At 69.9% G+C, this 12,535-nt stretch carries 6 protein-coding genes; all 6 read right to left on the bottom strand.

What is annotated here, in order from left to right; genetic code table 11:
* Nucleotides 1–17: 17 nt before the first annotated feature.
* Entirely contained in the window at nucleotides 18–6,110 is a 6,093-nt protein-coding gene (locus K338_RS21870) for an Ig-like domain-containing protein (RefSeq protein ID WP_157612349.1), read from the bottom strand.
* A gap of 131 nt (nucleotides 6,111–6,241) precedes the next feature.
* Nucleotides 6,242–6,952 carry an FHA domain-containing protein gene (locus K338_RS0110335; protein WP_022918101.1) on the bottom strand — a complete coding sequence of 237 codons (711 nt, stop codon included), beginning with the start codon at nucleotides 6,950–6,952 and terminating at the stop codon, nucleotides 6,242–6,244.
* Between the two features lie 24 nt (nucleotides 6,953–6,976).
* On the bottom strand, nucleotides 6,977–8,476 hold the full coding sequence (locus K338_RS21865) for a serine/threonine-protein kinase (protein ID WP_022918100.1): 1,500 nt from the start codon (nucleotides 8,474–8,476) through the stop codon (nucleotides 6,977–6,979).
* Nucleotides 8,473–10,137 carry an FHA domain-containing protein gene (locus tag K338_RS0110325; RefSeq protein ID WP_040653532.1) on the bottom strand — a complete coding sequence of 555 codons (1,665 nt, stop codon included), beginning with the start codon at nucleotides 10,135–10,137 and terminating at the stop codon, nucleotides 8,473–8,475. Before K338_RS0110325 ends, K338_RS21865 begins: the two co-directional genes overlap by 4 nt.
* A gap of 2 nt (nucleotides 10,138–10,139) precedes the next feature.
* Nucleotides 10,140–10,979, bottom strand: coding sequence for a PP2C family protein-serine/threonine phosphatase (locus K338_RS21860; RefSeq protein ID WP_022918098.1), 840 nt, complete (start codon nucleotides 10,977–10,979; stop codon nucleotides 10,140–10,142).
* A 68-nt stretch (nucleotides 10,980–11,047) separates the two neighbouring features.
* The gene (locus K338_RS0110315; RefSeq protein ID WP_022918097.1) at nucleotides 11,048–12,535 is read right to left on the bottom strand and encodes an alpha/beta hydrolase family protein; all 1,488 of its coding nucleotides are present in this window, start codon (nucleotides 12,533–12,535) and stop codon (nucleotides 11,048–11,050) included.

The following is a 12,535-nucleotide window of genomic DNA, read 5'->3' as shown; positions in this document are numbered from 1 at the left end:
TTCGTCACGCCTGCCTGTCACCAAGCGGTGTCGTCTGCCCATCCACCGTTCGGACTGATCTCGAGATCCACGGTTCCGCTGCAGTTCGGGTCGAGGTGCGGCGGCGTGTATCCGGAGTTCCCGAGCTGGACGCTGCCATCCGTCGAGTCGATGGTCGTGGAGTATGGCCCGCGACGGTCGAAGCAGCCGTTCGAAACTGAGATCCAGACATCGTACGTACCCTGATCCGCCGCTGGAATGTCTTCCCAGTTCAACTTGAACCGTACGCAGCCACTGGTACTTCCGGAGCTCTGGCAGCCGCGCTCGTCACCGTGGGTGATCCACATGCGCGGGTTCGCCGGCGGCGTCGGGTCCTTGTCGGCCTTCTGCGACTTGCTAGCGCTCGAGTCGCTCCACTGGCCGTGCTCGTTGCGCACCTGGACGTCGATGGTGTGGTTCTCCTCCCAGTCACCGCTCACGTTGGCGCTGCCGGACCGGCCGGAGACGTTGTGCCAGCTGCCACCGTCGATGCGGTAGCGGCTCGCGTTCAGCGCAGCGCCGTTGTCGCGATCACCGATCGTCCAGGAGAAGTTGACGCGCTGCCCATCGGCAGAGGCATCGATGTTCACCGTGGAGGTTCCCGGCCTCCCGTAGGTGCTGAACGCAGACGACTGTGCGCTCCAGGCGCCGCAGTAGGTGTTGCAGGCGCGCACCTGGACCCGGTAGGAAGTCCCGTCGTTGGGCACGGTGATCTCGCCGCCGGAGGGCAGGTTCTGCACGCTGCCACCGTTCAGCCGGTACTCGTACCGGGAGATCGCCTGGCCGTTGTTCGACGGCTCGTTATGGCTGACCTCGGCCGTGTTGTCCACGCCTGTCGGCTCCGCCGAGACGTTCCCCACCCGACCGGGTTTGCCGAAGGAGCGCACCTCCTCGGACCGCGGAGACATCTCCGAGTCACCGGATCGGTTGATCGCCACCAGGCTGAACTGGTAGTCGTGCGCGTTCTCCACCTGCACCTCCCGGGAGGTCTGCCCACCCCCGGGTGTGAAGGTCTGCACGCGGTCGCCGTCCTGGTACATCCGCAGCTCGTAGGAGGAGATCGGGTCGCCGTTGTTGTTCGGCGCGCTCCATTCGACCATCAGACGTCCGCCGTCGGCATCGTCGATGCGGGTGGTCTGCGGTGCTGCTGGCTGGGCCGGCGGACCGGACGGGTGCTCGGCGGCGGACCACTCGCTCCACTGCCCGGGGTCCGGTGCATCGTTGATGGCACGCACCCGGAAGGTGTAGTTCTGCCCGTTCGTCAGACCGGTCCAGGTCATCTGGGTGCCGTTCACCGACTGCTGGCTGCGGCCACCGGCCGGGTTGATCTGCACGTCGTAGGAGGTGATCGGCGTGCCCTCGTTGGCCGGTTCGTTCCAGTCCAGGGTGAGCTCACCGTCGCCGAACTCTACGGACGGGGCGCGCGGCGCCTCTGGGCGCACGTCCGGGGTGGCCTCGGCCGAGGCCGGGCTCTCCTCAGAGTCACCGACGTCGTTGTGCGCCACGGCGGTGAAGGTGTAGGTGGTCCCGTTCGACAGTCCGGAGATGGTGCAGGTGGTGGACGGGCAGGACTGGCTGCCGCCGTTGTAGTGGACCGTGTACCCGGTGATCGGCGAGCCGTTGTCGTCCGGTGCCGTCCAGCTCAGCGCCACCTGGCCGTTGCCGACCTCTTCCACCAGCGGGATGGTCGGCGCCTCCGGCGCACCGAGCACGGCAGCGGTCACCTGCCCCTGCACCTCTCGGTCCGGGGCGCCGGTGACATCGACGACGGTGTAGACCACAGTCATCCGGCCGACATAGTCATCGGCCGGGGTGATGGTGACCGAGTCGCCGTCGATCGAGGCAGTGCCCTGCTCTGCGTCCACCTGGACGTCGGTGATCTCGCGCGGCTCGCCCGGGAAGGGGTTGGAGTCGTTCTCCAGCACGTCCACAGTGGTGCTCTGCCCCTGGTGCACTTCACCGGCATCGTCCGGGTTGGTGCTGATCAGTGGCCGGTTGCTCGCCGTGGCGGTCAGCTCTACTGCGGCGCTGACCGGGTCGGACTCGCCGTCGGTGACCGTGATCGGCAGCTCTGTCACCGTGCCGGTGGCGGTGTCGTTGTCCGCCTGCACGGTCAGGATGTATCCGTCCAGGGACGCAGTGAAGCCCGGCGCCTGCTCGGCGATCGCGTACTCCAGGTCGGTGGACTGTCCGTCCGGGTCCTCCGCCAGGCGGGCCAGGTCGAGCGTGACCGCGTCTCCACCGACCTCCGCGGACAGGGAGCCGTTGCGCATCCGCGGCGGCTTGTTCTCCTCCGAGTAGACCTCGATGTCCAGGGTGAGCACCGAGGTGAGGATGTCGTCGGAGTTGATGTCCTCGGCGTCGGTGACCTCGAAGGTGAGGGTCGCCGGACCCACGTAGTCGGGGCTGGAGGTGAACTGCAAGGTGCTGGGGTCCACCACCGGGTTGGACCCGTCGGAGTTGCTCGCGCGCACCGAGGTGGTGTCGGCCAGCTGCACCGGGTCACCGCTGAGCGAGATGACGTAGTCGTTCAGCTCGATCGTCTCGGTGACACCCGCCTCCACCCGGATCGGCTCCAGGTCTGGGCGGAGCACCGGCCCGGTGTCGGTCAGCCCCGGCACGTCGATGAAGGCGTACGAGGACAGTCCGTCCTCGTCGGTGATCTTGTAGGTGACCACCTGCCTGGTGTCGGTGAGCTGGACCTCGACCTGGTCGTCCACTTCGCGGACGCCGTCCTGGCCGTCCGGGATGGAGACCTCCAGCGCCTCTCGGCTGCCGTCCGGGTCGTAGTCGTTGGCAAGCACCTCGACCCGCACCTCGGTACGGTCCACGATCTCGTTCGCCGGGACGACGTCATCGACTGCGACCGGCGCCTGCGGTTCGGCGTCCGGGTCGACGTCCACGGTGAGCAGCCCCTGGGCGGTGCCACCGTGCAGGTCGGTGACGTTGTACTCCACCAGGTAGGTGCCCGGCTCCTCCGGTGCGGTGAACGCGACGTTCCCGTCCTGCACCGATGCGTCGATCCCGTCGGTCTCACCGAAGGGCGGGTCGTCCAGCGCGAGCTGGTCACCGTCCGGGTCGGTGTCGTTCTCCAGCACGTCCACGGTCACGGCACGGCCCGGTCGCACACTCAGCTGGTCGTTGACGGTCACCGGGTCCCGGTTGGTCGCCGGCGGCGGGATCACGCCGACGGTGACCGAGGCGGTGGCCATCGCCCCGAGCCGGTCCCGCACAGCGTAGGTGAACTCGTCGGCACCAGCGGAGTCGGTGTAGGCCTGGTAGTCGATGTAGCTGGGACCGACCTCCACGATCCGCCCGAGGGAGGGAGCGGACTCGGTGCCGAGCAGCTGCACGGAGTCCCCGTCCGGGTCGATGCCGTAGGTCTGGATCGGGATGCGGATCCGCTCCCCGGCGAACGATCGGGTCTGTTCGTCCCGGGGCACCGGCGGCGTGTTCGCCTCGTCCGCCCGAGCCTGCACGTTGATCGTGATGCGAGCGGAGGAGGTGCGGTTGTTCTCGTCGGTGATCGAGTAGACGGCATGCAGCGTGGTGGCCTCGTCCGGGGCCTGGAACCGCACCATGTCCCCGGCGGTGAAGATCAGCCCTTCCTCCGGCTCCTCCACGAGCTCGTCGTCCAGGCTGAACGGCACCCCGTTCGGGTGTGAGTCGTTGGCCAGCACCGGGATGGTGACATGGTCTCCGGCCCGCACCCGGACCGAGTCGGCCACTGCGACCGGGCCCTGGGCCTGGGTCTCGGCGTCCATCGGCAGCACCAGCACCTCACCCTCGGCGCTGGAGGTGCCGTTGGAGACGGTGTAGTTGATCGTCACCGGAGCGGCCAGGGCCCGCTCGGAGCTGATCCGCAGGATCCGGTGGTCCAGGATCGAGACCCGCAGCCCTTGACCGGCCGGCACGTCGATCTGCTGCACCGCCAGCACACCACCGGCTGGGTCAAAGTCGTTCTCCAGCACATCGACCAGCACAGTGCCCGTCGGAGGCAGCAGCGCTGTGTCGGCCACGGCGATCGGCTCGTCGTCCTCGGCCGCCCGCACGTTCACCCGGACCAGACCGGTGGCGGACAGGCCGTCGTCGTCGGCCACCACATAGGTGACGTAGTAGTCCCCGGGAGTCTCGGCCTTGAACTGGAACGTGGTGCTGTCTGAGTTCTGGGAGATCTCCGCCCCCTCGGCCCCGCTGATGTTCGCCAACCGCAGTGGCTTGTCGTTCGGGTCCACGTCGTTGGCGATCGGGTCGATCGTGATCGCCTGCCCGGCGAACGCCGTCTCGAAGTCGAAGACCGCCGTCGGTGGTTGCGCGGACTGCGGAAGCACCTCTACGTCGATGACCGCTTCGGAGGTGTCCTGCCCGTCGCTGACCTCGACGCGCACCTGGTGCACGCCGGGTTGCACCCCGGGGTCGGTGATGTTGATCAGACCGTTGGGGTTGGCGACCACGTTCAGCCCGGCAGCATCGACAGCGTCGACGACGTACATCGGGTCACCGTCGGGGTCGTGCATGTCGTCGAGCAGGTTCACCTCGGTGCTGGCGCCGCTGGTGATGGTCGCCTCGATGTCCTGCTGCTGCTCGGGTGGGCTGTTCTGCTCCGGCCCGTGCACGGTCAGGTCCACGGTCGCATCGTCGGTGCCACCACGGCCGTCGTCGGCGGTGTACTGGAAGCTCGCAGTGCCGCTGGCCTCCGCTGCTACCCGGATCTGCAGCGCCCGGCCACCGAGCACCGGCTCCACGACGCCGAACTCTTCTGCCACCTCCTCGAAGGCACCGACAGTAAGCAGGTCGCCGTCGGCGTCGGAGTCGTTGTCCAGCACCGGGAGCAGCACAGTGCGCCCTGGCCGCACGCCGAAGGAGTCCGGCTGGGCGACCGGGTCGCGGTTCTCTGCCTCCCGGTCCAGCTCCAGCTCCCGCTCCTCGAGGTCCTCGGAGTCCTCTTCCTCCTCTTCTTCCTCCTCGGTCGGCGGAGTGAGGTCCTCCCAGTTGTCCACGAGGATCAGCGTGTCCTCGATCATCCACGAGCTACCGGTGGACAGCTCGTTGAGGACCACGAAGTTCCGGTTCGTGCGGAACTTCAGCTCCCCACCGGTGCCTTCCGGTACTGGCAGCGGCACGGCCTCGGAGTCGCCGCAGACCCGGATGTACTCCGAACCGGCCGAGGACCAGGCACTGTGCACACAGTCGGCCACCTGCACGGGCTGTGCCGGCTCGCCCGGGGTGCTGGGCTGCTCCACCCGGGGCTCGCCACCATCCAGCGGCACCAGCACCAGGGCGTCGGAGGTGGTGATGGCGACCACGTCGCCGTCGGCGGAGGGTGCCTGCAGCTGTGCGGTGCCGCGGTCGATGTCCAGGCCGGTGAGGTCCACCGGCTCCTCTTCCGGCCGCAGCAGGGTGAGCGCGTCCTCCTGCTCGTCGTAGCTGAGGGCCACCACATCGTTCCCGACGGCGGTCAGCTGGGTGTCGTCGGTGAGCAGGTCCGCGTCCATGGTGGTCGCCTCGGGTTCGGTGCGCTGTCCTGGGGCGAAGGTGAGCAGCTCCCCGTCACGGGTGTTCACCCCGTAGGCGGTACCGTCGTCGGCGATCGCCTGGGCCGACCCCTCGCCGAGCACGGCCTGCGGGTCCTCGCTGGACTCCTGGAGCACGTCGAGCTCGTTCAGCCCGAGCACCCGCCACTCACCGGTCTCGCCGACCAGCACCCCGAGGGTGCCGTCCCCGAGCTGCACGTCGGAGTCCGCCGGCAGCGGGATCATCCCCTGCACGCTCACCGCCGCCGGGTCCACCCGCTGGATGCCGTTGGTGGCCCGGTCCCGGACGAAGACGACGTCCTGGCGCTGCAGCAGGTCCACGTCCTGGCTCTGCGCCGCCAGGGTGGCGTCGATCTCCCCGATCGGGTAGTTCAGCCGACCGACCATGATCGAGGAGTTGTTCGAGACCCAGACCCCGCCGTCGTTCAGGTCCACGTCGGCTGTGGCGACGCCTTCGTAGTTGAGGCTGAGCGCCACGACGGTGCCGAGCACCAACGACATGATCGTCGCGCTGGCAACACCACGCTTGTGCTGGCGCAGCCGCGTTCGAATCCTCACCTTGCCCCTGCCTTGGTCGACCTGCGGTCCGCGTGGCAGTCTACGATGCCGCCCTGGGGAAGCCAACGGGAAGAGCTCCCCATCACAGCCCGCCGTCGCGGGCCGCAGCTGCGGTCAGCGGCCGGCCGCGGTCAGGACTCGGCGGCCTCCGCAACCGCCCGTGCGTTCTCCTCGAGCAGCTCCAGGTCGGCAGGGACCACGACCCGGGAGGCGACCGCGTGCTCCACCAGGCGGGCGCGACGGTTCACCGCCAGCTGTCGGGGGCCACCACGCAGACCGCGCACGCCGAACCGGGAGAGCTTGTCGCAGACGTTGTCCAGCTTGCGGTTGAACCGGGTGATCGCCCAGCCCAGCCGGGCGGCGGCCTGGGCGGACGTCGGGATGGAGGCGGTCGATCCGCGGCCGCGCAGCACAGGTTCGGCCAACGCGATGATCAACAGCTTCTGCGTCTCGGTGAGAGTGACCGGACCGATCGTGGTCTCTCCCACCTGGGTGCGTTCCGGGGCCGACGGCTCGAAGTGTGGCGAGTCCCCGACGATGCCGATCTCGTAGGTGGTCGGCCCGGCGGTGAACAGCACCGAGGTGTGCGCGAACACCAACGGCAACCGCGCCCCCGGGGCGAGCCAGGCCTGCATGTTTCCGTCGGAGTCCGCCACGGTCGCCGACAGCCGGCTGCCCACGTTCTCCAACCACCACAGGTCGTCGTGGTAGGTGATGGTCAGGAACCGCCGGTGCAGGTAGGGGTTGTCATCGATCTCCAGGTCCCCTTCCCGCCCGATGAGGAATGTCTCCTCGTTGCTGACGTCGAACCATTCACCGCAGAACTCCACCTGGATGCTCATCGATCGTCTCGCCCCTCCCCGTGGTCACGCGCACGCCGTCGGATTGCCATTATCACTGGACACCTTCCTGGACGTGGCATCGATGCTCTTCACCGTGACACAGACCTGGTCGGCCCGGTCCTCGATCGTGCTCGACGTCCGAGAACCGGTACTGAGGTCCCAGCTGTCCCCACCGGAGGTGACGACTATGACGAACTCTAGTTCCCCCTCGTACTTCGGTGCCGTCCACGTGACCTGCACGTCGTCACCTGTGCGGTCCAGGTCCAGGTCCGTCACCGGTGGTGGCGGGGACTGTTGTGCGGTGGGCGTGTCAGCGGTGGCCACCGAGTCCGACGGGCTCGGTTCCTCGATACCACCGGGCTGGTTCAGCGCACCGATCGCCATCGCCGCCACTGCCGCGACCACCACCAGCGCCGCGCCGAGAGCGATCCAGGCGTTCCGGCGTCGACCGGCACGCTCCGAGCCCGGTGCGCCGACGTCCCCCTCGTCCGCGGCCCGCCCTGCTCCCGCAGCCTCCTGGCCGCGTGCGGCCGGGTCGATGATCGCGGGCCGGTGCCGGGTCGCGCTCGGGTCGCGGTTCACCTGCACCGTGCTGATCGACCGGACCCGGGTGCGCTGGTCCTCAGCATCCTCTCCGGTCTCCACCCAGGAGGCGTCCGGCACGTCCAACGCAGTGGGGGTCAGGTGCAGCTCCTGCTCCACCCGCTGGATAGCACGCGCGAACGCCGCTGCGGAGGAGAACCGCCCCTCCGGGCGTTTGGCCATGCCGCGCCGGAACAGCTCCTCCAGCGACGGGGGTACGTCGTCTCGGCCGGTCGGAGGCACCGGGTCGCGCTCGATGCGGGTGATCAGGTCCAGCGCCGAGTTCGACCCGCGCCCCTGCTCGAACGGGGAGCGCCCGGCCAGCAGCGTGTAGACCGTGGCGGTGAGGGCGTACACGTCGCCACCGGCGCCGCGGGGGGCGTCGTCGGCGAAGAACTCCGGTGCTGCCCACGGGATGGACATGCCTGCCTGGTCGGTGTCGTCGGCGGCGGCGGTGGCCACGGAGATGCCGAAGTCGGTGAGCGCGGGCCAGCCGTAGTCGGTGGTGAGCACGTTCGCCGGTTTGATGTCCCGGTGCAGGATTCCGGCCCGGTGCGCAGTCTCCACGGCACCTGCGAGACGTACCGCGATCCGCAGCGACTCGGCCACACCGATCCGTTCGTTGCGGTACCGCACCGACAGGTTCGGTCGGGGGCAGTACTCCATCACCAGGTAGGGGCGTCCGTCGGCGGTCGTGGCGGCCTGGTAGATGGTCACGATCGAGGGGTGGGTGGACAGCTGGGCCATCAGGTTGGCCTCGTCCACGAACTGTGCCAGGCCGGCGGGGGTGACGGCGTCGGCGAGCAGCGCTTTGACCGCCACCTTCCGCCGCGGCAGCTCCTGCTCGTAGAGGAACACATCGGCGAAGCCGCCGCTGCCGAGCAGCCGCTGGTACCGGAACCCGGGGATCTCCGGCGGCCGTGAGGGTGGTCGCCGGGTCACGTTCCGGCCTGGTCGGTCGGGTGCACGTTCACGGTGACCCCGTCGCCCAGGTCGATGAGCGTACCGGCCGGCACGGACGCACCTTCGCCGGCGTGCAGCCGACGCGGGGCAGCACCGGGCTGCACGAGCACAGTGCCGTTGGTGGAGTTCAGGTCGGTGACGACGGCGCTGCCTGCTTCCGCACGGATCTCCACGTGCGTCCGGGAGATGTCCTGTTGCGGGCTGGGCACGGTGACCAGCCGGGGCTGCACACCCGCGCTGAACCGGGCCGACTCCGGGGCGCGCCCGATGAGCACTGGCCGGTCCAGCGGCACCTCGGCGCCGGTGGACACGCTCAGGCTGAGCGCCGGGGCGCCGGCCGGCCGCTGCCCGGGTTCGTCGTACAGGTCGGTGTCCCCGAGGCCGGGCACGATCGTCATGTCCTGGTCCTTGGGCAGCTCGGAGACCATGATGGTGTGCCCGTCGTGGTCGCCGTCGATGTCCACATCACCCTGACCGTAGGCCGGGGCCGCTGCGCTGGGTGGGGGCATGTCCGACGGCGGCTGCCAGGGCGGCACCGGACTGCTGGCGGCCGCCGCTGCAGCGGCGGCGTTCGGACCGCGCGGGGAGAGCACCGTGTGCTCAGGCAGGTCGTCCGCAGCTGGTTCCGGCGCCGAGGACTCCGGTGCCTCGGCCGCCGGTGCGGTAGCGGCTGCCTGCTCCCGGTCGGCGGTGCTCACTGCCCAGGGCAGGGAGTCGATGATCTCGCTGCCTTCAGCGGCCAGCGAGGGTGCCGGGTGCGTGGGCCGCCGTTCAGACAGCTGACCGACCTGCGTCTCCTCGGAGACCGGCGCTGCACCTGCCTCCGGCTGCTCCTCCTCGCCCGGGGCCTCTTCGGCCGCCACCGCATCGGGGGCCTCGACCGGTTCACCTGACTCGGCTGCCGCCTGCAGCCCGTCGTCGGCCACCGCGGCGATCTCGTGCTCGTCGCTCTGCTCGACGGCGGGGCTCACCTCGGTCTGCTCCACGCCACTGCCCGTGGCTGGCTCGTCCTGCTGCGGACCCTCGTCGGTGGCCGGCCCGTCGTGCGGCACGCCGCCGTCCGCCACCGGTCCTACCGCTGGGACCGGCGCGGCGACCTCCGGCGAGCTCACCGCCGCGTCCTGCGCGGCGGTCGCTCCCTCGACCTCGGCCTGGCCCTGGGCGGCCTCAGCAGCCTGGACGCCTGCCTGTGCAGCCCCGGTGACCTCCGGTGCTGCACCCAGCCACTCCACCTCCGAGGCGAGCACGACGCCCGCTGCCAGCGGCCACGCCACCCCGGCTGCGTCGTCGTCCGCGACGAAGATCCGGTAGGACTGGGCGGGTACGAGCGCCTCTCGCCAGGTTGCGATACCAGCGGCACCGAGCACCTGCTCGGCGGCACTGATCTGCACCTCGCCGCGCACCAGCACGCGCAGCTCACCCTGCCCGTGCTGCACGAGCCCGAACGAGGGCAGGTCGACCAGCCCGTCCGCAGCGAGCACCTCCAGGCAGCCGCTGACCCCAGCGCCCTCGCTCAGCGCCGACCACACCCCGCGGACGCGTTCCTCCCCGATCGAGGGGTGCAGCAGCGCCGTGCCCTGCTCGGTCACCAGCGCTGACCATCTGCCGCGGACGTACCGGGCTGCCGTGCTCCCTGCCATCGTCATCCCTCCGTGGACCGAATCTGCTCGCGGGGCACGGTCGTGCCCACCGACGAGATGTCCTGACCCCTAGGTTCCATCCTCGGGGCGGTGTGCGCCAGGTCGGCTTCACCGGCCAGGTCCACCACCACTACTGAGACATTGTCGCGTGCTCCGCCAGTGATCGCGTCCTGCAGCAGCACCTCGGCCGCCGCCGAGGCGAGCTCTCGCTCCGCCAGCACGCTCGCGACATGCGCTTCGCTGAGCTCGTCCAGCAGGCCGTCGCTGCACATCAGCAGGCGGTCCTCGCTGCCGGCGGCCAGCAGCCAGAAGTCGGCGGTGGTGTCCGGCCCGGAGTCCACCGCCCGGGTAATCACGTGCCGGTGCCGGGACTCGCGCGCCTGCTCTGGCCGCAGTGCGCCGGCCTCGACCAGCTCCTGCACGACCGAGTGGTCCACACTCACCTGGTGCAGCTCACCGCCGGAGAACCGGTAGACGCGGGAGTCGCCCACGTTGAACACGAGCCAGTACGTCTTCTCGTCGTGCGCGGTGAGCACGGCGCCGGCCACTGTGCTGCCGGCGGTGATGCCCGCACCACCGAGGTGCGCCAGCTCGGACCGGATCCGCTCCTGAGCAGCGTGGATGGCCGCCAGCACGTGCTCCCCGCGGACCTCCACGTCCGGGTGCCAGGCGTCGGAGAACTCGGCGAACGTGCGCACCACGATGTCCGAGGCCATCGCTCCGTGCACGTGGCCGCCCATGCCGTCGGCAACGAGGAACACCGGCGGCTGGGCGAGCACCGCGTCCTCGTTGGCCGGACGGCGCCCGCCCGCATCGGTGGCAGCACCCCACGCAACCTGCACGTGTTGCCTTCCTTCCCTCCGGGCGCACATCGACCTGCCGATCCTAGCGCTGGCGGGTGCGGACCGGCCTAGAACAGGGTGGGGAACACTCCCCAGTAGGCAGCGATCAACAGCATCGCCGCCGCCCCGAGGTGGACGCTGGCCCAGATCACCGCTGAGCCTGCGCTCATCGCCCTCCGCCGGAGAGTGCGCCAGGCGTTCCAGCCGGCGGCCACCGAGCGCACCCCGACCGCCACGGCGAGGATCCCCAGTGCGTGCAGCACGATCCACCCGCCATCGACCACCAGGTCGTCGGTGCGGTAGTTCAGCGCCAAGGTGGCCACGTAGACCACATAGGCGACGAACACCACCAGCACGGCGACCGCACTCATCACGGTCGCGGCACTGAACCGGGCCAGTGGCGGCGGCAGCGCGCGAGTTGGTCGGCGCAGCAGCCGGCTGGTCGCCCACACCACCGGCCCGAGGAGCACCAGGGCGAATGCCCCGAGCAGGGTGAACACCAGCATGTCCCCGTTGGCGTACCAGCGCGGGTGGTCCAGCGGTGCGGCCCGGATCGTCTGTTCCGGCTGTGCTCCGGCGATCCGTGGTTCGGCGATCGCCGTGGCCGGCAGGCCCTGGGTCCACCGGGCGAGCACGCTGGTGAACCCGGGGGCCAGCTCGCCGTCCACCCGGATGCCGTGGTTCGCGTCCGCGAAGTACCGCACGGTGTAGGCGTGGTTGCCGGCGTGGGAGATGTCCTCGATCAGGGTCAGCGGCCCCTGGATGGTGGGCATGGAGGCGTCGTCGGTGCCGTAGACCATCAGCACCGGCTGGGTGAGCTGGCGCTGCCAGGGTGTGGCGTCGAAGTCCACGTAGTCGAAACCGCCCCCGGGCACGTCCGCCCCGAGGCCGCGCGGGATGGCCCGCAGCAGCGCGTCCGGCACGCCCACGTTGCGCAGGTAGGAGTCGGTGGCGAAGGCGAACTGTTCCCGGGGCGGCACGATCGGTGCAGACACCAGGACCAAGTACGCCACGCCGGGTTCTTTCACCGCAGCGATCGGGGCGATCCAGGCGCCTTCGCTCTCCCCGTAGATCCCGACCTGGGTGGGGTCCACCCCGGGCCAGTCGCGCAGCACGTGCCAGGAGACCAGGTAGTCCTCGGCCATCGCTGGGTAGTTGCGGCTGGTGGTGGTGTAGGTGTCCATCCGCTTCGCCGGGACCAGCACGTACACCCCGGCACTGGCCAGGGCGGTGGCCTGGTCGTGGAAGTTCTCGTTGCTCGCAGTGCCGGCGCCGTGCATGAACAGCATCCCGGGGCGCTCTCCGGGCGCACCCACCGGGTAGGTGAGCGTCGCGGCGACCGTGGCGCCGTCCAGGTCGACGTCGAAGGTCTCGCTGGCGATCTCATAGCTGCCGACCGGGTCGGTGACGGCGTCCGAACCGATCGTCACGTCCGGTGTCTCGGGCACGATGGCCCGTTCCATCGGCTGCGGCGTCCACCGTGGCCCGGCCAGCGACCCGATCACACCGAAGGCGATGACGATGACCAGGACCATCGCGAGCTTCCGGTATCTCAC

The sequence above is a fragment of the Ruania albidiflava DSM 18029 genome, from assembly GCF_000421225.1.
Lineage (GTDB): Bacteria > Actinomycetota > Actinomycetes > Actinomycetales > Beutenbergiaceae > Ruania > Ruania albidiflava.
Note: the sequence above shows the minus strand (reverse complement) of the source record. Positions and strands in the feature narration are given on the sequence as shown.